Annotated in this window: 18 protein-coding genes; 12 read left to right on the top strand and 6 right to left on the bottom strand. The window is 63.7% G+C overall.

All coding sequences use genetic code 11. The annotated features are described in order from the left end of the window. Positions 1–18: 18 nt before the first annotated feature. Together dapD and CAG33_RS06520 are read right to left on the bottom strand one after the other, a co-directional pair. Positions 19–1,053: a 2,3,4,5-tetrahydropyridine-2,6-dicarboxylate N-succinyltransferase gene (dapD, locus tag CAG33_RS06525; RefSeq protein WP_085581362.1), complete on the bottom strand. Its 1,035-nt coding sequence runs from the start codon at positions 1,051–1,053 to the stop codon at positions 19–21. Between the two features lie 32 nt (positions 1,054–1,085). Continuing rightward, complete coding sequence (locus tag CAG33_RS06520; protein WP_085581364.1) at positions 1,086–1,448, bottom strand: ArsC family reductase; 363 nt, start codon at positions 1,446–1,448, stop codon at positions 1,086–1,088. Between the two features lie 272 nt (positions 1,449–1,720). On the opposite strand from CAG33_RS06520, the gene CAG33_RS06515 reads away from it, so the two are divergent. Beyond that, positions 1,721–3,352, top strand: coding sequence for a Na+/H+ antiporter (locus CAG33_RS06515; RefSeq protein ID WP_085632055.1), 1,632 nt, complete (start codon positions 1,721–1,723; stop codon positions 3,350–3,352). A 27-nt stretch (positions 3,353–3,379) separates the two neighbouring features. Here the strand turns inward: CAG33_RS06515 and CAG33_RS06510 are convergent, their stop codons facing one another. The 4 genes from CAG33_RS06510 to map form a co-directional block, all read right to left on the bottom strand. Next, entirely contained in the window at positions 3,380–4,126 is a 747-nt protein-coding gene (locus tag CAG33_RS06510) for a peptidase M12 (protein ID WP_085581368.1), read from the bottom strand. Positions 4,127–4,281: 155 nt separating this feature from the next. Then, positions 4,282–5,481, bottom strand: a complete 1,200-nt coding sequence (dapC, locus tag CAG33_RS06505; protein WP_085581370.1) for a succinyldiaminopimelate transaminase — start codon at positions 5,479–5,481, stop codon at positions 4,282–4,284. 61 nt (positions 5,482–5,542) lie between these two features. Then, the gene (locus CAG33_RS06500; RefSeq protein ID WP_085581373.1) at positions 5,543–8,245 is read right to left on the bottom strand and encodes a [protein-PII] uridylyltransferase; all 2,703 of its coding nucleotides are present in this window, start codon (positions 8,243–8,245) and stop codon (positions 5,543–5,545) included. A 40-nt stretch (positions 8,246–8,285) separates the two neighbouring features. Continuing rightward, positions 8,286–9,068 (bottom strand): type I methionyl aminopeptidase, encoded by a 783-nt coding sequence (gene map, locus CAG33_RS06495; protein WP_085581375.1) that lies wholly within the window; start codon positions 9,066–9,068, stop codon positions 8,286–8,288. A gap of 373 nt (positions 9,069–9,441) precedes the next feature. Between map and rpsB the strand changes: the two genes are divergently transcribed. The 11 genes from rpsB (at position 9,442) to lpxD (ending at position 21,003) form a co-directional block, all read left to right on the top strand. Next, positions 9,442–10,179, top strand: coding sequence for a 30S ribosomal protein S2 (gene rpsB, locus CAG33_RS06490; RefSeq protein ID WP_085581377.1), 738 nt, complete (start codon positions 9,442–9,444; stop codon positions 10,177–10,179). A 205-nt stretch (positions 10,180–10,384) separates the two neighbouring features. Then, positions 10,385–11,248 carry a translation elongation factor Ts gene (gene tsf / locus CAG33_RS06485; RefSeq protein ID WP_085581379.1) on the top strand — a complete coding sequence of 288 codons (864 nt, stop codon included), beginning with the start codon at positions 10,385–10,387 and terminating at the stop codon, positions 11,246–11,248. Positions 11,249–11,460: 212 nt separating this feature from the next. Beyond that, positions 11,461–12,204 (top strand): UMP kinase, encoded by a 744-nt coding sequence (gene pyrH / locus CAG33_RS06480; protein WP_011332683.1) that lies wholly within the window; start codon positions 11,461–11,463, stop codon positions 12,202–12,204. Then, positions 12,201–12,758 (top strand): ribosome recycling factor, encoded by a 558-nt coding sequence (gene frr / locus CAG33_RS06475; RefSeq protein ID WP_085581381.1) that lies wholly within the window; start codon positions 12,201–12,203, stop codon positions 12,756–12,758. The genes pyrH and frr overlap by 4 nt, the downstream gene beginning before the upstream one ends. Positions 12,759–12,775: 17 nt before the next feature. Then, positions 12,776–13,531 (top strand): polyprenyl diphosphate synthase, encoded by a 756-nt coding sequence (uppS, locus tag CAG33_RS06470; RefSeq protein ID WP_085581383.1) that lies wholly within the window; start codon positions 12,776–12,778, stop codon positions 13,529–13,531. Then, a complete protein-coding gene (locus tag CAG33_RS06465; protein WP_085581385.1) occupies positions 13,531–14,337 on the top strand; it encodes a phosphatidate cytidylyltransferase in 807 nt (268 codons plus the stop codon). Before uppS ends, CAG33_RS06465 begins: the two co-directional genes overlap by 1 nt. After that, positions 14,334–15,524: a 1-deoxy-D-xylulose-5-phosphate reductoisomerase gene (ispC, locus tag CAG33_RS06460; protein ID WP_085581387.1), complete on the top strand. Its 1,191-nt coding sequence runs from the start codon at positions 14,334–14,336 to the stop codon at positions 15,522–15,524. Before CAG33_RS06465 ends, ispC begins: the two co-directional genes overlap by 4 nt. Positions 15,525–15,577: 53 nt before the next feature. Continuing rightward, positions 15,578–16,930: a sigma E protease regulator RseP gene (rseP, locus tag CAG33_RS06455; RefSeq protein WP_085581389.1), complete on the top strand. Its 1,353-nt coding sequence runs from the start codon at positions 15,578–15,580 to the stop codon at positions 16,928–16,930. Positions 16,931–17,004: 74 nt separating this feature from the next. Then, positions 17,005–19,395 carry an outer membrane protein assembly factor BamA gene (gene bamA, locus CAG33_RS06450; RefSeq protein ID WP_085581391.1) on the top strand — a complete coding sequence of 797 codons (2,391 nt, stop codon included), beginning with the start codon at positions 17,005–17,007 and terminating at the stop codon, positions 19,393–19,395. Positions 19,396–19,440: 45 nt separating this feature from the next. Continuing rightward, positions 19,441–19,944 (top strand): OmpH family outer membrane protein, encoded by a 504-nt coding sequence (locus tag CAG33_RS06445; RefSeq protein WP_003222140.1) that lies wholly within the window; start codon positions 19,441–19,443, stop codon positions 19,942–19,944. A gap of 3 nt (positions 19,945–19,947) precedes the next feature. Continuing rightward, positions 19,948–21,003, top strand: a complete 1,056-nt coding sequence (gene lpxD / locus CAG33_RS06440) for a UDP-3-O-(3-hydroxymyristoyl)glucosamine N-acyltransferase (protein WP_085581393.1) — start codon at positions 19,948–19,950, stop codon at positions 21,001–21,003. The last annotated feature ends 61 nt before the right edge of the window (positions 21,004–21,064 follow it).

Genomic DNA, 21,064 nt, shown 5'->3' with positions numbered 1-21,064 from the left:
GGTTGGACGATGTGCCGCTTAGTTGTGGGCGTGCAGCGCTTCGTTCAGTTCGATGGCCGATTTGTGGGTCTTGCACTCCACGGCACCGGTTTCCGAATTGCGGCGGAACAGCAGGTCGGTCTGGCCGGCCAGGTCACGGGCCTTGACCACCTTGACCAACTGGTTGTTCTCGTCCAGCAGCGCGACCTTGGTGCCGGCGGTCACGTACAGGCCCGACTCGACGGTGTTGCGGTCGCCCAGCGGGATGCCGATGCCGGCGTTGGCGCCGATCAGGCAGCCTTCGCCGACCTTGATCACAATGTTGCCGCCGCCCGACAGGGTGCCCATGGTCGAGCAGCCGCCGCCCAGGTCCGAACCCTTGCCGACGAACACGCCGGCGGACACGCGGCCTTCGATCATGCCCGGGCCTTCGGTGCCGGCGTTGAAGTTGACGAAGCCTTCGTGCATCACGGTGGTGCCTTCGCCCACGTAGGCGCCCAGGCGCAGGCGGGCGGCGTCAGCGATGCGCACGCCGGCCGGCACGACGTAGTCGGTCATTTTCGGGAACTTGTCCACCGAGAACACTTCCAGCAGCTCGCCGCGCAGGCGGGCTTCGAGCTGCAGTTCGGCCAGTTCGCTCAGGTCGATGGCGCCCTGGCTGGTCCAGGCCACGTTCGGCAGCAGCGGGAAGATGCCGGCCAGGCTCACGCCGTGCGGCTTCACCAGGCGGTGGGACAGCAGGTGCAGCTTCAGGTAGGCCTCAGGGGTGGAGGTCAGCTGGGTGTCTTCGGCCAGCAGGGTGGCGACCAGCGGCTTGTGGCTTTCGGCCAGGCGGGTCAGCAGCTTGGCCTGCGCGGCGTCGACGCCCTTCACGGCTTCGGCCAGTTGCGCGGCCTGGGCGGTGGTGAAGGCGATGGCCTGGTTGCCTTCGGTGTAGCCCAGGATCGGCGCGACGGCGGCGACCAGCTCGGCCGACGGCTTGAGCAGCGGCTGGGCGTAGAACACTTCCAGCCAGGCGCCGTCACGGTTTTGGGTGCCGACGCCGAAGGCCAGGCTGAACAGGGAGTTGGACATGTGAATACCTCTATCGAATGGGGACGGGCCGCTTACTTGAGCGCTGCCGCGTAGGTATCTGGCTTGAAGCCAATCAGGGTTCGGTCACCGAGATCGAGCACCGGGCGCTTGATCATCGAGGGTTGGGCGAGCATCAGTTCGATGGCCTTCGGCTGGTCGAGATCGGCTTTCTGTTCGTCATCGAGCTTGCGGAAGGTCGTGCCCGCGCGGTTCAGCACGGTTTGCCAGCCATGTTCGTCGCACCATTGGGTCAGGTGCTCACGGTCGATGCCGGCGGTCTTGTAGTCGTGGAAGTCGTAGCTGACAGCGTGTTCATCGAGCCAGGTGCGCGCCTTTTTCATGGTGTCGCAGGCTTTGATGCCGAAAAGGTGCAACGTTTTGCTTGAAACGGTCAAGGAATCGCCCCCTTTACAGGTGCTGGAGAAAAATGGTGTCGGATTATGCCATGACCGGACGGTATCGCGGCGGCCGTGGTCGATTTACTCGCCGGAATCTTGATCGGGCCTGTGGGGCCGCTGTCTGGTTTGGCCGGGTGAGGCCATCACCAGCAGGCTGGCGCCCGCAGAAGGGCCGATCGAGGCTGTGCGACATAGGTGCAACGGTCATCCGGAGCCTATGCGGCTAATATGGCAGTTCATCGCTGTCGATCGCCTGAGACATCCGCTTTATGCAAACCGCCTACACCGTCCTGATCCTGTTGATGCTGGTCAGCGTCTCGCGCCTGGTCGGACGGGTCGTCCCCTTGCCGCTGCCGCTGGTGCAGATCGCCGCCGGGGCCTTGCTGGCCTGGCCGACGCTGGGGCTGCATGTCGCCCTCGATCCTGAACTGTTCCTGTTCCTGTTTTTGCCGCCGCTGCTGTTTTCCGATGGCTGGCGCATGCCCAAGCGGGCGTTCTGGCACTTGCGCGGCCCGATCCTGACGCTGGCGGTGGGGCTGGTGCTGTTCACCGTCGTCGGGGCGGGCTACTTCATCCATTGGCTGCTGCCGGACATCCCGTTGCCGGTGGCCTTCGCCCTGGCGGCCGTGCTGTCGCCCACCGATGCGGTGGCGGTGTCCGCCATCTCCCAGAACCGCCTGCCGACTCCGTTGATGCACGTCCTGCAGGGCGAGGCGCTGATGAACGACGCCTCGGGCCTGGTGACGTTCAAGTTCGCCCTGGTGGCGGCGGTCACCGGCGCGTTTTCGCTGGCCGGCGCGAGCCTGACATTCGTGCTGGTGGCGGCGGGAGGCCTGCTGGTCGGCGTGGCGCTGAGCTGGCTGGTCGGCCGGCTGCGGGCGTGGATGATCGCCCGCGGCTGGGACGATCCGGCGACCCATGTGGTGTTCATGCTGCTGTTGCCGTTCGCCGCTTACGTGCTTGCCGAACGCCTGGGCGCTTCGGGCATCCTCTCGGCCGTCGCGGCCGGCATGATGCAGAGCTGGCTCGACCTGTTGCCGCGCCAAACCAGCACCCGGCTGCTCAACCGCAGCGTCTGGTCGCTGTTGGAGTTCGCCTTCAACGGCCTGATTTTCCTGCTGCTGGGCCTGCAGTTGCCGGACATCGTCAAGGCGGTGGTCAGCCATGAACCGACGTTGTGGCCCGCGTTGTTCTACCGTGGCCTCGAAGTGCTGGCGATCTTCCTGGCGCTGGTGCTGCTGCGCTTCGTCTGGGTGCAGAGCATCTGGCGCCTGTCTGTGCTGTTGCGCCGTCTGCGCGGCAAGGGCGACCTGACGCAGGTGCCGACGGCGCGTTCCTGCTGGCTGCTGACGGTGGGCGGGGTGCGCGGGGCGGTGACGTTGGCGGGTGTGATGTCGGTGCCGATGCTGATGGGCGCGCAAGCGTTTCCGGAGCGGGACTTGCTGATCTTCATCGCCGCCGGGGTGATCCTGCTGTCGCTGATTGCGGCCTGCATCGCGCTGCCGCTGCTGCTTCGGGGCGTCGAGAAGAGCCCGGACGACAAGCGCCGCCAGGAAGTCCGCGAGGCCTGGCGCAAGACCGCCGAGGCGGCGATCCATGCGCTGGAGACCGAAGAGGCCAACCCGCAGGACGCCGCCGAGGCCGCCCTGGCGGTGGAGCTCAAGGCACGGATCATGTCCGAGTACCGCCATCAGCTGGAGGTGTTCAACGATTCGGCCGAAGCCCAGGCGCTGGCTTTCCAGATGGATCTGCTGGAGCGTCGCCTGCGCCTGAAGGCGCTGCGGGCGCAGCGTCTGACGCTTTACAGCCTGAGCCGTCACCACCAGATCGGTGATGACGTGCTGCGAGAAGTGCTGGCGGACCTTGATCTGAGCGAGGCGAACCTGGGGCAGGTCAAGTGAGCGGAGGCCCCGGCAAGGGCCGGGTGCTCAGCGGGTTTGCCGGGGCTGCTTCGGGTACATCAGCCGCATCATCTTCTTGTCCTTTTTGCTGATCTTGCGGTTGATCGGGTTTTCCCAGTCCCCCAGCGTCAGTTCGTTCGAGACCGGGTGATGCATGATTGACCGGCGGTCGTAGTCAGTGTGGATCGCCACCGGCGTGCTGAAGGTTTTGAACAGGTTCAGGTCGACCTGCTTGCGGGTCAGCGGGTTCATCTCGCGGTTCTGGTAAAACGCGTACACCTTGGGTTTGTCCCAGGGGATTTTGGCCTGCGGATGCAGGTGTTCGTGCATCGCGCCCAGGGCATGGCCGAACTCATGGGTGACGATCACGTCGAAGTCCGGATGGTCGGGCGTCACGCCCAGGTTCATGGTGGGCCAGTCGGGATGGACGAGCAGCGCGTCGGTGCCGAGCATCGAGCTGTTGTTGTTGTTCTTCGTCGCGATGCGGATATCGCCCTGCACGCCTTCGACGAAATCGAACGTCAGGTTGATGTACGGCAGCCAGCGGCTGGCGGCGCTGATGATTCTCTGTTTGCGCTCGGGGTCGGGCGCGTCGATGAAGGCGATCGTCAGGGTTCGGCCGTTGGCCCAGAGTTTCGAATAGTCGATCAGCGAACGCTTGCGGCGTCCGCCGCTGGCGGTGCCGGCGTTGGCGGGGTTTTCGTTGATGGCGGTGTCATGGGCGGCCTGGTCGTCCGGCCATTGCACGAGCCTGCAATCCTGCAATTGATTCATGGGGGCTTCATCCTTGAAGTGGAGGGGGCGATGCGCAAGTCGATGCGCGGGGCAAGAGTAACCTGCCTTCCTGCACTAAAAGGTGTCCGCGCCGTGCGCAGGTGTTTCCCGATATGAAAAGTCACCGTGCCAGCATGGCTGGCACGGTGTCGGGCTCACTGTCGACGGGTGATGAACGCGCGGATCCGTTCGGCGGCCTCGACGCACTCCGCCAGCGGTGCCACCAGCGCCATGCGCACACGGCCGGCCCCAGGGTTGACGCCGTCGGCGTCGCGGGACAGGTACGAACCCGGCACCACGGTCACGTGCTCCTGTTCGAACAGGTCGCGGCAGAACGCCGCGTCGTCGCCGTTCACGTTCGGCCACAGGTAGAAGCTGCCGTCGGGGCGCTGCACGTCCATCACCGGGCTGAGGATCGCCAGCACGGCGTCGAACTTCTCGCGGTACAGCGCACGGTTGGCGCGCACGTGCACTTCGTCGTTCCAGGCGGCGACGCTGGCCAGTTGGGTCTGCACCGGCATCGCGCAGCCGTGGTAGGTGCGGTACAGCAGGAAGCCCTTGAGGACGTCGGCGTCGCCGGCGACGAAGCCCGAGCGCAGCCCCGGCAGGTTCGAGCGCTTGGACAGGCTGTGGAACACCACGCAGCGCTTGAAGTCCTTGCGGCCCAGCTCGGCGCAGGCGGTCAGCAGACCCGGCGGCGGGGTCTGTTCGTCGAAGTACAGTTCGCTGTAGCACTCGTCGGCGGCGATCACGAAATCATGCTCGTCAGCCAGGGCGATCAGTTTTTTGAGGGTGTCGAGGGGGATCAGCGCGCCGGTCGGGTTGCCCGGCGAGCACAGGAACAGAATCTGGCAGCGTTTCCAGATGTCCGGCGACACCGCGTCGAAGTCCGGGTTGAAGCCGTTTTCGTCCAGGCACGGCAGGTAGTGCGGCTTGGCCCCGGCCAGGAACGCCGCGCCTTCGTAGATCTGGTAGAACGGGTTCGGGCTGACCACCAGCGCGTCGTCACCGCGGTTGACCACGGTCTGGGTGAAGGCGAACAGCGCCTCGCGGGTGCCGTTGACCGGCAGCACGTTGCGCGCCGGGTCGATCCAGCCGCCCGGCACGTTGAAGCGGCGTTCGCACCAGGCGGCGATGGCTTCGCGCAGGGCCGGGATGCCGAGGGTGGTCGGGTACACCGCCATCTGCTCCAGGTTGCTGGCCAGCGCCTCGGCGACAAAGCTCGGCGAGCGGTGTTTCGGCTCGCCGATCGACAGGGCGATCGGGCGCTTGTCCGGGTTCGGCGTGACGCTGCCGAGCAAGGCGCGGAGCTTTTCGAACGGGTAGGGCTGCAACTGGTTCAGGGCGTTGTTCATGAAGGGTCTCGTGCTGTGCGGGAGCGGGCGAGCCCGCTCCCGCAAGGGGAAAATAGTCGGGTCAGATGCTGATGCGCGACAGCTTGATGTCGGGCTCCTGGTTGACGCTCAGTTGCTCGACGATCGCATCCTGCAATCGGCTGCACAGCAGCGGGTCGGACAACGGCTGGTTGTGCGCGTCGGTGATGAAGAACACGTCTTCCACCCGCTCGCCCAGGGTGGCGATCTTGGCGTTCTGCAGCGACAGGTCGAACTCCAGGAAAATCCCGCCGACCCGCGCCAGCAGGCCCGGCCGGTCCGGTGCCGTGAGCTCCAGCACCGTCACCGGACGCTGGGCGTCGTTGTGGATCGTCACCTGCGGCGCAAACGCGAAATGCTTGAGCTGGCGCGGCACCCGGCGCTGGATGATCGTCGGGTAGTCGTCAGGGTTGCGCAGGGCCTCCGTCAGCCCGTCGCGGATCTGCTTGACCCGCAGCGGGTTGTCGCCGATCGAGTCGCCGTCGGTGTCGAGCACGATGTAGGTGTCGAGGGTGAACTGGCTGCTGGAGGTGATGATCCGGGCGTCGTGGATGTTCAGGTTGAGCTGATCCATCGCCGCCACCGTCACGGCGAAGAAGTCGTGCTGGTCCGGCGCATAGATGAAGATCTGCGTGCCGCCTTCGAACTCGCGCTGGGTGGTCTCCTTGATCAGCACCAGCGGGCCGCCGTCGGCCGGTTGCTGGAGGATCGCGTCGCTGTGCCAGGCCACGTCGCCGGCGGTGTGGCGCAGGAAGTAGTCGTCGCCCAGCTGCGCCCACAATTGCTCGACGTCGTCCGGGTCGGTGCCGCCGCGCACCAGGATGTCCAGCGCGGCGCTCTGGGTCTGGCGGATCTGCTCCTCGCGATCCACCGGGTTTTCCAGGCCGCGGCGCAGCGCACGCTTGGTTTCGGTGTAGAGCTGGCGCAGCAGGCTGGCGCGCCAGGAGTTCCACAGGGTCGGGTTGGTGGCGTTGATGTCGGCCACGGTCAGCACGTAGAGATAGTCCAGGCGGGTCTCGTCGCCGACGGTCTGGGCGAAGTCGTGGATCACCTGCGGGTCGGACAGGTCCTTGCGCTGGGCGGTGGTGGACATCACCAGGTGGTTCTGCACCAGCCACACGATCAGGCGGGTGTCCCAGACCGGCAACTGGTGGCGCTGGCAGAAGGCCTCGGCGTCCACGGCGCCGATCTCGGAGTGGTCGCCGTGGCGGCCCTTGCCGATGTCGTGGTACAGGCCGGCCAGGTAGATCAGTTCGGGCTTGGGCAGCTTGCCCATGAGCTTGCTGGCCAGCGGGAATTTTTCCGACACCTGGGTGTACTGCAGTTTGCGCAGGTGCTTGATCAGGTTCAGCGTGTGGGCGTCCACGGTGTAGATGTGGAACAGGTCGTGCTGCATCTGCCCGACGATGAAGCCGAACTCCGGCAGGTAGCGCCCGAGGATGCCGTAGCGGTTCATCCGGCGCAGGTTGCGGTGGATGCCGATCTTGCACTTGAACAGCTCGATGAACAGGCTGGTGTTACGGATGTCGTTGCGGAAATTGTCGTCGATCAGGTGCCGGTGTTCGCGCAGCAGGCGGATGGTGTCGGCCCGCACGCCCTTGATTTCCGGCTGCTGGGCCATCAGCACGAAGATCTCGAGCATGGCGAACGGCGTGCGGCGGAACACGTTTTCGCTGCGGGCCTCGATGTAGCCGTCGTGCAGCTGGAACCGTGCGTTGATCGGCTGCGGCGGGGCTTCGTCCTCCGGCGCGAGGATGACTTCCTCGAAGTGCTGGATGATCAGGTCGCTGAGCTGGGCGATGCTCATCACCACGCGGAAATACTGCTGCATGAAGTTTTCGACGGCTTGCTTGGCGTCGTCGCCTTCAAAACCCAGCAGCGTGGCGATCGAGCGCTGATGGTCGAACAGCAGGCGATCCTCGGCGCGGCCGGCCAGCATGTGCAGGGCATAGCGCACCTTCCAGAGGAACTCCTGGGACGAGGCGAGCAAGGCGTTTTCGCTCTCCACCAGAAAGCCTTCGCCGGCCAGCGCCCGCAGGTTCAGGGTGCCGTACTGGCGCCGGGCGACCCAGAGGATCGTCTGGATGTCCCGCAGCCCGCCGGGCGAGCCTTTGACGTTGGGCTCCAGGTTGTACTCGGTGTCGTTGTACTTGTGGTGGCGGGCCTTCTGCTCGGCGCGCTTGGCCAGGAAGAAGTCCTTGCTCGGCCACATGTGGGCGGTGCTGGTGACGTCGAGCATCCGCTGGCGCAGGCGCTCGGGGCCGCAGATGGTGCGGCTTTCCATCAGGTTGGTGACGACCGTGAGGTCGGCGCGGGCCTCTTCGGCGCATTCGTCCACCGAGCGCACGCTCTGGCCGACCTCCAGGCCGATGTCCCAGAGCAGGGTCAGGAAGCGTTCGATGGAGTCGCGGAAGATCTCATGGTCGGCGCTGTCCAGCAGGATCAGCAGATCGATGTCGGAATAGGGGTGCAGCTCGCCTCGGCCGTAGCCGCCGACCGCCACCAGCGCGATGTCGGCGTCGTCGCTCCAGTTGAACTGCTCCCAGGCCTTTTGCAGGATGTTGTCGACGAACCAGGCGCGGTCTTCGATCAGCCGGCGGATGTCGCGGCCGTTGCGAAAACGCGTGTCGAGCACCTCGTGGGCCTGGCGGATGGCCTTCTTGAATGCCGCGATGGGACTCGCTTTCAGGGCCAGTTCAGCCTGGAACTGGCCGCGGTCGAAGAGTTCGGGATCCACCTGCGGCATCGGTTGGCTTTCCTTCTATAGGCTGGGAGCGGTGTCTGGGTCAGGCCGATACGCGCGGGATCGTGTCGTCGCTGCGCAGGGTGAAGATCTCGTAGCCGGTTTCGGTGACCAGCAGGGTGTGTTCCCACTGCGCCGAGAGCTTGCGGTCCTTGGTGATGGCGGTCCAGCCGTCGCCCAGCACCTTGGTGTCGGCCTTGCCCTGGTTGATCATCGGCTCGATGGTGAAGGTCATGCCGGCCTGCAGCTCCATGCCGGTGCCGGCGCGGCCGTAGTGCAGGATCTGCGGCTCTTCATGGAACACCTTGCCGATGCCGTGGCCGCAGAACTCGCGCACCACCGAGAAGCCGTTCTTCTCGGCGTGCTTCTGGATGATCTCGCCGATGTCGCCGAGGCGGCAGCCGGGCTTGACGATCTCGATCGCCTTGTACATGCATTCCTGGGTGACCTGGGACAGGCGTTCGGCCCAGACCGGCACGGTGCCGACGTGGAACATGCGGCTGGTGTCGCCGTGGTAGCCGTCCTTGATCACCGTGACGTCGATGTTCAGGGTGTCGCCGTTCTTCAGCGGCTTGTCGTTGGGGATGCCGTGGCAGACCACGTGGTTGATCGAGGTGCAGATCGACTTCGGGTAGCCCTTGTAGTTGAGCGGGGCGGGGATGGCCTGCTGCACGTTGACGATGTAGTCGTGGCAGATCTGGTTCAGCTCATCGGTGGTGATGCCCGGCTTTACGTGTTCGGCGATCATTTCCAGCACGTCGGCGGCCAGTTTGCCGGCGACACGCATGCCAGCGATGTCCTCGGGGGTTTTGAGGTTGACGGTCATACAGGCTCTCTCTGCGCCCGGCGGCGCTTGCAGATACGGATAGGACGGCAGGCGTTCAGGCTGCGGCCCTGAAAAACGCGATTCTAACAGACGAAAGGCGCAAATCCGCGTCTGTGTGCATCGCGTCCGTCCGTACAATGCCGTGCCAGGGCGGATCCGCGGCGCGCTTCCCTCATGTCCCTGATGCGAATGCAGATTCCGGGTTCCGTTTGCGCCCTCCTTGTGATATAAAATGCGCCGCTTTCCGGGGATAGCCCCGAAAGCATTAACCCACACACGTGTCGACACGATGACCTGGGTGCCCTTGATCCTCGGATCGGCGGTTGGTCATTGGGATGCGTGGAGGCCCAACCCGACTTATCAAGGAACTATCATGTCCCAAGTCAACATGCGCGATATGCTGAAGGCCGGTGTGCACTTCGGTCACCAAACCCGTTACTGGAACCCGAAAATGGGCAAGTACATTTTCGGCGCGCGCAACAAGATCCACATCATCAACCTTGAAAAAACCCTGCCGATGTTCAACGAAGCACTGACCTTCGTAGAGCGCCTGGCCCAGGGCAAAAACAAGATTCTGTTCGTCGGCACCAAGCGTTCCGCCGGCAAGATCGTCGCCGAGCAAGCAGCACGCTGCGGCTCGCCGTACGTCGATCACCGCTGGTTGGGCGGCATGCTGACCAACTTCAAGACCATCCGTGCTTCCATCAAGCGTCTGCGTGACCTCGAAGTTCAAGCCGAAGACGGCACCTTCGCCAAGCTGACCAAGAAAGAAGCGCTGATGCGCACCCGTGACCTCGAGAAGCTGGACCGCTCCCTGGGCGGCATCAAGGACATGGGCGGCCTGCCGGACGCTCTGTTCGTGATCGACGTCGACCACGAGCGCATCGCGATCACCGAAGCCAACAAGCTGGGCATCCCGGTCATCGGCGTAGTCGATACCAACAGCAGCCCGGAAGGCGTTGACTACATCATCCCAGGCAACGACGACGCCATCCGCGCGATCGAGCTGTACATGGGTTCGATGGCTGACGCCGTTATCCGTGGCCGCAACAACGTTGCTGGCGGCACCGAAGTCTTCGCTGAAGAAGCTCCGGCGGCTGCAGCTGAGTAATTGACGCCCTGGCGTTGACTCAGTAAGCAAAAAGGGGGCTTGGCCCCCTTTTTGCCACCTCGAAAACCATTTGTCGGCGCCCGCTTGTGGCAGCGCCCGCCCTGCATCTGTAACGTGCAGCGGCTATACAAGGTGGTTCGGGAAGAATTGAACGCCCGTTCAGTCGGGTGGAATGGTTGAAAACCTATCCAAGAGGAATTTGAAAATGGCAGCAATTACTGCAGCGTTGGTCAAAGAACTGCGCGAGCGCACCGGCGAAGGCATGATGGATTGCAAGAAAGCCCTGGAAAAGGCTGGCGGCGACATCGAGAAAGCCATTGATGACATGCGTGCTTCGGGCGCCATCAAGGCTGCCAAGAAAGCAGGCAACATCGCTGCCGAAGGCGCCATCGCCGTGAAGACCGACGGTAAATCCGCCGTTCTGCTGGAAGTGAACTCGCAGACCGACTTCCTGGCCCTGCAGGACGACTTCAAGAACTTCGTCGCCGAAAGCCTGGAAGAAGCCTTCGCCCAGAAGCTGACCGACGCCGCTCCGCTGATCGCATCCCGTGAAGCCGCCCGTGAAGCCCTGGTCGCCAAGTGCGGCGAAAACGTCAACATCCGTCGCCTGGCGCGCGTTGAGGGTGACGTTGTCGGTGCTTACCTGCACGGCAACAAGATCGGCGCTACCGTCGTTCTGAAAGGCGGCGACATCGAGCTGGCCAAGAACATCGCCATGCACGTTGCCGCTTCGAACCCAGAGTTCCTGCTGCCGTCGGAAGTGTCGGCCGAAGCCATCGAGCGCGAAAAAGGCGTTTTCCTGCAGCTGAACGCCGACAAGATCGCGGGCAAGCCGGAAAACATCGTCGAGAACATGATCAAAGGTCGTATCTCGAAGTTCCTGGCCGAAGCCTCGCTGGTCGAGCAAGCGTTCGTCATGAACCCGGAAGTCAAGGTCGGCGAACTGGCCAAGAAAGCCGGCGCTGAAATCGTTTCCTTCACCTACTTCAAAGTGGGCGAAGGCATCGAGAAGCCAGTCGACAACTTCGCTGAAGAAGTTGCCGCACAAGTGGCTGCCGCCAAGCAGTAAGACGGTTTTTCAACTGTCGCCCGAAAGAGGCTGCCCGCTCACGCGCGCAGCCTCTTTTCAGATACGGTGACCGATTTTTTAATTGGTTTCCGCTTGGAACTGACTTACAAAGCCATGTTCCGATGGCGCTGAAGCAGCGCCAAGCTAGAGTGAAGCGCCAGCTGCAAACAGCTCGCAAAGAATTTTTAAATACGCCGCAGGAGAGATTCGCAATGGCTCAGCAGGGCAGTGGTTATCAGGCTCGCTATAAACGCATTCTACTCAAGCTCAGCGGCGAGGCCCTGATGGGCTCGGAAGAGTTCGGGATCGACCCGAAGGTGCTGGACCGCATGGCGCTGGAAGTCGGCCAGCTGGTCGGCATCGGTGTTCAGGTCGGTCTGGTGATCGGCGGCGGCAACCTGTTCCGCGGCGAAGCCCTGAGCAAGGCCGGCATGGACCGCGTCACGGGCGACCACATGGGCATGCTGGCCACTGTGATGAACGCCCTGGCCATGCGCGATGCGCTGGAACGTGCCAATATCTCGGCCATCGTGATGTCCGCCATTTCCATGGTCGGCGTGACCGATCACTATGATCGCCGCAAGGCCATGCGCCACCTGAACTCCAAGGATGTCGTGATTTTCGCCGCCGGCACCGGCAATCCGTTCTTCACCACGGATTCGGCAGCCTGCCTGCGAGCCATCGAAATCGACGCCGACGTCGTGCTCAAGGCGACCAAGGTCGATGGCGTCTACACCGCAGACCCGTTCAAAGACCCGCATGCCGAGAAGTTCGATCATCTGACCTACGATGAAGTGCTGGATCGCAAGTTGGGTGTGATGGATCTGACGGCCATTTGCCTGTGCCGCGACCACAAGATGCCGCTGCGTGTATTCAACATGAACAAGCCCGGCGCCCTGCTGAACATCGTGCATGGCGGCGCCGAAGGAACCCTGATCGAGGAAGTTCAACAATGATCAACGAAATCAAGAAAGACGCCCAGGCGCGCATGCAGAAGTCCCTGGAGTCCCTGGCGCACGCGTTCGGCCAGATCCGCACGGGCAAGGCCCACCCGAGCATCCTGGGCAGCGTGATGGTGCCTTACTACGGCGCCGACACCCCGCTGAGCGGTGTGGCCAACGTGACCGTGAAGGACAGCCAGACCCTGCAGGTGGTGCCGTTCGAGCGCAACATGCTCGGCGCCATCGACAAGGCCATCGGCAGCGCCGGCCTCAACCTCAACCCGACCAACCTTGGCGAGTTGCTGCTGATCAAGATGGCGCCGCTGACCGAAGAGACCCGCAAGGGCTTCACCAAGCAGGCGCGCGCCGCGGCCGAAGATGCCCGCGTCGCCGTGCGCAACATCCGTCGTGACGCCCTGGGCGAGCTGAAGAAGCTGTCCAAGGACAAGGAAATCAGCGAAGACGAAGAGCGTCGCGCCGGTGCCGACATCGACAAGCTGATCAAGGACTTCGAAGGTCAGATCGCCAAGGCGACCGAAGAAAAAGAAAAGGATCTGATGGCCGTATAAAGGGTCAGGACGCCTTCATGGAAAAGACCAAGCAGACTGCGCCGTCCGCGGTGCCGCGCCATGTCGCGATCATCATGGATGGCAACAACCGCTGGGCGAAGAAACGCTTCATGCCCGGCGTCGCCGGGCACAAGGCGGGCGTGGATGCCGTGCGTGCGGTGATAGAAGTGTGCGCCGAGGCCAAGGTCGAGGTGCTGACGCTGTTTGCCTTCTCCAGCGAGAACTGGCAGCGCCCGGCCGATGAGGTCAGCGCCTTGATGGATCTGTTCTTCAAGGCGTTGCGTCGTGAGGCCAAGCGCCTCAACGACAACAACATCAGCCTGCGCATCATCGGCGACCGTTCGCGCTTCCACCCTGAGCTTCAGGCGGCGATGCGCGAAGCCGAGGCGATGACCGCCGGCGCCAACCGCTTTGTCCTGCAGATCGCCGCCAACTACGGCGGCCAGTGGGACATCGCGCAGGCTGCGCAGCGTCTTGCCCGTGAGGTGCAGGCCGGTCACCTGCGGCCGGACGACATCACGCCGGACCTGTTGCAGGCGTGCCTGGCCACCGGCGACCTGCCGTTGCCGGACCTGTGCATCCGCACCGGCGGCGAACACCGCATCAGCAACTTCCTGCTCTGGCAGCTCGCTTACGCCGAGCTGTATTTCTCCGACCTGTTCTGGCCGGACTTCAAACACGATGCCATGCGCAACGCGCTGGCCGATTTCGCTTCGCGCCAGCGCCGCTTCGGTAAAACGAGCGAGCAGGTCGAAGCCGGAGCCCGGGTTTAATGCTTAAACAACGAATCATCACCGCACTGATCTTGCTGCCGATCGCGTTGGGCGGTTTCTTTCTGCTCGAAGGATCCGGTTTTGCGTTGTTCATCGGGCTGGTCGTGAGTCTCGGCGCGTGGGAATGGGCGCGTCTGGCGGGCTTCGGCGCGCAGTCGTTCCGCGTAGGCTACGCCGCCGTGGTGGCGTTGATGCTGTTCGTCATGTACATCCTGCCCGGCCTTGCGCCCTGGGTGCTCGGCGCTTCGGTGCTGTGGTGGGCGGTGGCCACGTATCTGGTGCTGACCTACCCGCAATCCAGCGGGCATTGGGCCAGCGCGGCGTGCAAGCTGGTCATCGGCTTCCTGATCCTGCTGCCCGCCTGGCAAGGGCTGGTGCAGATCAAGCAGTACCCGCTGGGCAACTGGCTGATCATGGCGGTGATGGTGCTGGTGTGGGGCGCCGACATCGGCGCCTACTTCTCCGGCCGGGCCTTCGGCAAGCGCAAGCTGGCGCCGCAGGTCAGCCCGGGCAAGAGCTGGGAGGGCGTCTACGGCGGCCTCGCCTTGAGCCTGGCGATCACCGTGCTGGTCGGCTTCGTGCGCGACTGGACCGTGGCGCAGCTGTTCAAGGGCTTGATCGGGGCGGCCGTGATCGTGTTCGTTTCGGTGGTGGGCGACCTCACCGAAAGCATGTTCAAGCGCCAGTCCGGCATCAAGGACAGCAGTAACCTGCTGCCGGGGCACGGCGGTGTCCTGGACCGCATCGACAGCCTGACCGCAGCGATCCCGCTGTTCGCCGTGATGCTGTGGATGGCCGCACCGTGAGCCGGCCGCAGCAGATCACCGTACTGGGGGCGACCGGTTCCATCGGTCTGAGCACCCTGGATGTCATCGCGCGCCATCCTGACCGTTACCGGGCGTTCGCCCTGAGTGGGTTCAGCCGCCTGAGCGAGCTGCTTGCCCTGTGCGTGCGTCATGTACCGCAATTCGCGGTCGTGCCTGAGGCTCAGGCTGCGCGCCACCTGCAGGACGACCTGCGCGCCGCCGGCCTGCCGACCCGCGTGCTGGTGGGGGAGGAGGGGCTGTGCCAGGTGGCTGCAGCTCCCGAAGTGGACGCCGTGATGGCGGCGATCGTCGGCGCGGCCGGGCTGCGCCCGACCCTGGCGGCCGTCGAGGCGGGCAAGAAAATCCTGCTGGCAAACAAGGAGGCGCTGGTGATGTCCGGCGCCTTGTTCATGCAGGCGGTGCGCAAGAGCGGTTCGGCGCTGCTGCCGATCGACAGCGAGCACAATGCGATTTTCCAATGCATGCCGCAGGACTTCTCCCGCGGATTGAGCCATGTCGGTGTCCGTCGGATTCTTCTGACGGCCTCCGGCGGCCCTTTCCGGCAGACGCCGATGGCTGACTTGGCGCATGTTTCACCTGAGCAGGCGTGTGCCCACCCGAACTGGTCCATGGGGCGCAAGATTTCGGTGGATTCGGCCAGCATGATGAACAAGGGCCTAGAGCTGATCGAAGCCTGCTGGCTGTTCGATGCCAAGCCCTCCCAGGTCGAGGTGGTCATCCATCCGCAGAGCGTGATCCATTCGCTGGTCGATTATGTGGACGGTTCCGTGTTGGCGCAGTTGGGCAACCCGGACATGCGCACGCCGATCGCCAACGCACTGGCCTGGCCCGAGCGGATCGACTCGGGCGTGGCGCCGCTGGACCTGTTCGCGGTGGCGCGCCTGGACTTCGAGGCACCGGACGAGCAGCGCTTCCCTTGCCTGCGCCTGGCGCGCCAGGCGGCGGAAGCCGGCGACAGCGCCCCGGCGATGCTGAATGCGGCCAACGAAGTGGCGGTCGCGGCGTTTCTCGACGGACGGGTTCGCTACCTGGAAATCGCGAGTATCATCGAAGAAGTCTTGAATCTTCAGCCCGTGGTGGCGCTGGATGACCTGGACGCGGTATTCACGGCGGACGCGAAGGCACGGGCACTGGCCGGCCAATGGCTGAGCCGCCACGGCCGTTAGGCTGCGCCGTACTTGGCTTCACGCGGCACTGGACAGGAATGCGGAGAAAGTAGATGAGCGCGCTCTATATGATTGCCGGCACCCTGATCGCCCTCGGTGTGCTGGTCACCTTCCACGAGTTCGGCCACTTCTGGGTCGCGCGCCGCTGCGGCGTCAAGGTGCTGCGTTTTTCCGTCGGCTTCGGCATGCCCCTGCTGCGCTGGCACGACCGGCACGGCACGGAGTTCGTGGTGGCGGCCATTCCGCTGGGCGGTTACGTCAAGATGCTCGACGAGCGTGAAGGCGAGGTGCCGGCCGATCAGCTGCATCAGTCGTTCAACCGCAAGACCGTCCGTCAGCGCATCGCCATCGTCGCCGCCGGCCCGGTCGCCAACTTTCTCCTCGCTCTGGTGTTCTTCTGGGTCTTGGCCATGCTCGGCAGCGAGCAGGTGCGCCCGGTCATCGGCGCGGTCGAGTCCGGCAGCATGGCGGCCAAGGCCGGCCTGAGCCCCGGCCAGGAAATCATCGCCATCGACGGCGAACCGACGTCCGGCTGGGCGGCGGTCAATCTGCAGCTGGTGCGTCGTCTGGGCGAGAGCGGTTCCCTGCAGGTGATGGTGCGTGATCAGGGCTCCACGGCGGACTCGCCTCGCGAGCTGGCCTTGGACCACTGGCTCAAGGGCGCGGACGAACCTGACCCGATCCGTTCGCTGGGCATCCGCCCATGGCGCCCGGCGTTGCCGCCGGTGCTCGCCGAACTCGATCCGAAAGGCCCGGCCCAGGCGGCGGGGCTGAAGACCGGCGACCGCCTGTTGGCGCTCGACGGCCAGGCGCTGGACGACTGGCAGCAAGTGGTCGACACCGTCCGTACCCGCCCTGACGCTAAAGTCCTGCTGCGCATCGAGCGCGACGGTGCCCGGATCGACGTTCCGGTCACGCTGGCGGCCCGGGGCGAAAGCAAGTCGCCGAGCGGCTATCTGGGGGCAGGGGTGAAGGCGGTCGACTGGCCGCCGGAAATGATCCGTGAGGTCAGTTTCGGGCCGTTGGCGGCGATCGGCGAGGGTGCCCGCCGCACTTGGGCGATGAGTGTCCTGACGCTGGATTCCCTGAAGAAAATGCTCTTCGGCGAGCTCTCGGTAAAAAACTTGAGCGGACCGATAACCATTGCTAAAGTGGCGGGCGCTTCTGCCCAGTCGGGCGTTGCCGATTTCCTGAATTTCCTTGCTTATCTGAGTATTAGCCTGGGTGTTCTGAATTTGCTGCCCATTCCCGTACTGGATGGGGGGCATCTGTTGTTTTATCTGATCGAGTGGGCGCGTGGTCGCCCCTTGTCGGAGCGGGTACAAGGTTGGGGGATACAGATCGGTATCAGTTTGGTGGTTGGAGTGATGCTGCTCGCTCTGGTCAACGATCTGGGTCGTCTGTAACGCTTCGTTGAATTGCGAATCTGCCGCATTTTGCGGCAGTTTCTTTATTGCCAGTTGGAATAAGAAAGGACTTCATGAAACGTCTGCTGCTAACTGCGGTTCTCACCGTATTGATGATCGCCGAAGTTCACGCCGAGTCCTTCACTATCTCTGATATTCGTGTCAACGGCCTCCAGCGGGTTTCCGCAGGTAGCGTCTTTGGCGCGTTGCCGTTGAACGTCGGCGATCAGGCGGACGACCGTCGTCTGGTTGAGTCCACTCGTGCGCTGTTCAAAACCGGTTTCTTTCAAGATATCCAGCTGGGCCGCGAAGGCAACGTACTGGTGATCACAGTCGTCGAGCGTCCGTCCGTCGCCAGCATCGAGATCGAAGGCAACAAGGCGATCTCCACCGAAGACCTGATGAAAGGCCTCAAGCAGTCCGGCCTGGCCGAAGGCGAGATCTTCCAGCGCGCCACCCTCGAAGGCGTGCGCAACGAGCTGCAGCGTCAGTACGTCGCCCAGGGCCGCTACTCGGCGACCGTCGACACCGAAGTGGTGTCGCAGCCGCGCAACCGCGTCGGCCTGAAGGTGAAGATCAACGAAGGCACCGTGGCTGCCATCCAGCACATCAACGTGGTCGGCAACACCGTTTTCCCCGAGGAAGACCTGGTCGACCTGTTCGAGCTGAAAACCACCAACTGGCTGTCCTTCTTCAAGAACGACGACAAGTACGCCCGCGAAAAGCTCTCCGGTGACCTGGAGCGTCTGCGTTCCTACTACCTGGACCGCGGCTACATCAACATGGACATCGCTTCGACCCAGGTGTCCATCACCCCGGACAAGAAGCACGTCTACATCACCGTCAACGTGACCGAAGGCGAGAAGTACACCGTTCGCGACGTCAAGCTGAGCGGCGACCTGAAAGTGCCTGAAGACCAGGTCAAGTCCCTGCTGCTGGTGCAGAAGGGCCAGGTGTTCTCGCGCAAACTGATGACCACCACTTCCGAGCTGATCACCCGCCGTCTGGGCAACGAAGGCTACACCTTCGCCAACGTCAACGGCGTGCCTCAGCCCCATGACGATGATCACACCGTCGACATCCTGTTCGCCGTCGATCCGGGCAAGCGCGCCTACGTCAACCGCATCAACTTCCGTGGCAACACCAAGTCCGAGGACGAAGTGCTGCGTCGCGAAATGCGCCAGATGGAAGGCGGCTGGGCTTCGACCTACCTGATCGACCAGTCCAAGACCCGTCTGGAGCGCCTGGGCTTCTTCAAGGAAGTCAACGTCGAGACGCCGGCCGTGCCGGGCGTCGACGACCAGGTCGACGTGAACTACAGCGTCGAGGAGCAGGCTTCCGGTTCGATCACCGCCAGCGTGGGCTTCGCCCAGAGCGCCGGTCTGATCCTGGGCGGCTCCATCACCCAGAACAACTTCCTCGGTACCGGTAACCGCGTCAGCGTGGGCCTGACCCGCAGCGAATACCAGAGCCGCTACAACTTCGGCTACGTCGATCCCTACTGGACCGCCGACGGCGTGAGCCTGGGCTACAACGCCTTCTACCGCACCACCGACTACAAAGACCTCGACGTCGATGTGGCGAGCTATGCGGTGGACAGCCTGGGCGCCGGTGTCAACGTCGGCTACCCGATCAGCGAAACCTCGCGCTTGACCTTCGGCCTGTCGGCCCAGCAGGACAAGATCAAGACCGGTCAGTACACCGTCGACGAAATCTTCGACTTCGTGAACCGTGAAGGCGACAACTACCTGAACTTCAAGGCGTCGGCCGGCTGGTCCGAGTCGACCCTGAACAAGGGCGTGCTGCCGACCCGTGGCCGTTCCCAGAGCCTGACCCTGGAAACCACCATTCCGGGCAGCGACCTGTCGTTCTACAAGCTCGACTACCGCGGCCAGCTGTTCGCGCCGATCAGCGAAAACTACACGCTGCGCCTGCACACCGAACTGGGCTACGGCGACGGCTACGGCTCCACCGACGGCTTGCCGTTCTATGAAAACTACTATGCTGGTGGTTTCAACTCGGTTCGTGGCTTCAAGGACAGCACGCTGGGCCCGCGCAGTACGCCTAGCCGCGGTCAGGCCAAGACCGGCAACGTCGGCACGATCAACGACCCGGACCAGGATCCGCTGCCGTTCGGCGGCAACGTCCTGATCCAGGGCGGTGTGGAAGTCCTGTTCCCGCTGCCGTTCGTCAAGGATCAACGCTCCCTGCGCACCTCCGTGTTCTGGGACGTGGGTAACGTGTTTGACTCCAAGTGCGAGCAGACTCTCAACACCAACGGTGTCACGAAGTCCAACACGCAGTGCAACGACGTGAGCCTGAGCAACATGGCCAGTTCCGTCGGTGTCGGCGTGACCTGGGTGACCGCACTGGGCCCATTGAGCTTCGCGTTGGCCACGCCGGTGAAGAAACCGGATAACGCTGAAACCCAAGTGTTCCAATTCTCCCTCGGTCAGACGTTCTAAGCGTCTGACCCAAGATAACGACAATGGATTTTGTAGGAGTGCATCGTGCGTAAGTTGACTCAATTGGTTCTCCTGGCCTCCGTACTGGTGGCAGGCCCGGCATTTGCCGACATGAAGATCGCCGTCCTGAACTATCAGATGGCCCTGCTGGAATCCGACGCGGCCAAGAAGTACGCCGTGGACGCCGAGAAGAAGTTCGGCCCGCAGTTGACCAAGCTCAAGACCCTGGAAAGCAGCGCCAAGGGCATCCAGGACCGCCTGATGGCTGGCGGCGACAAGATGCAGCAAGGCGAGCGCGAGCGTCTGGAGCTGGAATTCAAGCAAAAGGCCCGTGACTTCCAGTTCCAGTCCAAGGAACTGAACGAAGCCAAGGCCGTCGCCGACCGCGAGATGCTCAAGCAGCTGAAGCCGAAGCTGGACAGCGCCGTGGAAGAAGTCATCAAGAAAGGTGGTTTTGACCTGGTGTTCGAGCGTGGCGCGGTCATCGACGTCAAACCTCAGTACGACATCACGCGCCAGGTCATCGAGCGCATGAACCAGCTGAAGTAACCCATGACCGTGACCATCAAGCTCGGCCAGCTGGCCGAGTTCCTCGGCGCCACCCTGCGTGGCGACCCGGAGAAGCAAATCACTGGGCTGGCCACCTTGCAGGAGGCCGGCCCAGCTCAATTGAGCTTCCTGGCCAATCCCCAATACCGCAAGTACCTCGCCGGCTCGCAGGCCGCAGCGCTGCTGCTCAAGGCCGCGGACGCCGAAGCGTTCGCCGGCGATGCGCTGGTGGTGCCGGATCCGTACCTGGCCTATGCCCGCCTGTCCCACCTGTTCGACCCGAAACCGAAAGCCGCCGCCGGGATCCATCCGACGGCCGTGATCGCGGCGGACGCGGTGGTCGATCCGAGCGCCAGCATCGGCCCCTTCGCGGTCGTCGAGTCGGGTGCCCGGATCGGTGCCGGCGTGACCCTCGGCGCGCATTGCGTGGTCGGCGCGCGCAGCGAGATCGGTGAAGGCGGCTGGCTCGCCCCGCGCGTGACGCTGTACCACGACGTGCGCATCGGCAAACGGGTGGTCATCCAGTCCGGTGCGGTGCTCGGCGGCGAGGGCTTCGGCTTCGCCAACGAGAAAGGCGTCTGGCAAAAGATCGCCCAGATCGGCGGCGTCACCGTCGGCGACGATGTGGAGATCGGCGTGAACACCGCCATCGACCGCGGCGCCCTGGCCGATACCGTGATCGGCAACGGCGTCAAGCTCGACAACCAGATCCAGATCGCCCACAACGTCCAGGTCGGCGACCACACCGCCATGGCGGCTTGCGTCGGCATCTCCGGCAGCACCAAGATCGGCAAGCATTGCATGCTGGCCGGCGGCGTCGGCTTGGTCGGGCACATCGACATCTGCGACAACGTTTTCCTGACCGGCATGACCATGGTCACCCACTCGATCACCGAGCCGGGTGCCTATTCGTCCGGAACAGCCATGCAACCAGCGGCCGAATGGCGCAAGAGCGCGGCCCGCATCCGGCAGCTCGATGACCTCGCGCGCCGCTTGAAACAGCTGGAAAAGCGCGTGGGGGAAGTGACCCCCGACGGTAATGCTTCATCAGATGGCTGATACCGCTTCCATATCAATCGCAGGCAGCCACCCGGCTGTCTGCTTGATCTGCTAGAGGCGT

The organism is Pseudomonas sp. B3(2017), from assembly GCF_002113595.1.
Classification (GTDB): domain Bacteria; phylum Pseudomonadota; class Gammaproteobacteria; order Pseudomonadales; family Pseudomonadaceae; genus Aquipseudomonas; species Aquipseudomonas ekonensis.
This window is presented reverse-complemented; position numbering and strand designations above follow the sequence as displayed.

Coding starts and splice junctions, on each gene's coding strand:
- lpxD (WP_085581393.1), top strand. CDS start 19,948: ATGACCGTGACCATCAAGCTCGGCCAGCTGGCCGAGTTCCTCGGCGCC.
- rpsB (WP_085581377.1), top strand. CDS start 9,442: ATGTCCCAAGTCAACATGCGCGATATGCTGAAGGCCGGTGTGCACTTC.
- CAG33_RS06500 (WP_085581373.1), bottom strand. CDS start 8,245: ATGCCGCAGGTGGATCCCGAACTCTTCGACCGCGGCCAGTTCCAGGCT.
- dapD (WP_085581362.1), bottom strand. CDS start 1,053: ATGTCCAACTCCCTGTTCAGCCTGGCCTTCGGCGTCGGCACCCAAAAC.
- frr (WP_085581381.1), top strand. CDS start 12,201: ATGATCAACGAAATCAAGAAAGACGCCCAGGCGCGCATGCAGAAGTCC.
- tsf (WP_085581379.1), top strand. CDS start 10,385: ATGGCAGCAATTACTGCAGCGTTGGTCAAAGAACTGCGCGAGCGCACC.
- CAG33_RS06510 (WP_085581368.1), bottom strand. CDS start 4,126: ATGAATCAATTGCAGGATTGCAGGCTCGTGCAATGGCCGGACGACCAG.
- uppS (WP_085581383.1), top strand. CDS start 12,776: ATGGAAAAGACCAAGCAGACTGCGCCGTCCGCGGTGCCGCGCCATGTC.
- rseP (WP_085581389.1), top strand. CDS start 15,578: ATGAGCGCGCTCTATATGATTGCCGGCACCCTGATCGCCCTCGGTGTG.
- dapC (WP_085581370.1), bottom strand. CDS start 5,481: ATGAACAACGCCCTGAACCAGTTGCAGCCCTACCCGTTCGAAAAGCTC.
- bamA (WP_085581391.1), top strand. CDS start 17,005: ATGAAACGTCTGCTGCTAACTGCGGTTCTCACCGTATTGATGATCGCC.
- map (WP_085581375.1), bottom strand. CDS start 9,068: ATGACCGTCAACCTCAAAACCCCCGAGGACATCGCTGGCATGCGTGTC.
- CAG33_RS06515 (WP_085632055.1), top strand. CDS start 1,721: ATGCAAACCGCCTACACCGTCCTGATCCTGTTGATGCTGGTCAGCGTC.
- pyrH (WP_011332683.1), top strand. CDS start 11,461: ATGGCTCAGCAGGGCAGTGGTTATCAGGCTCGCTATAAACGCATTCTA.
- CAG33_RS06465 (WP_085581385.1), top strand. CDS start 13,531: ATGCTTAAACAACGAATCATCACCGCACTGATCTTGCTGCCGATCGCG.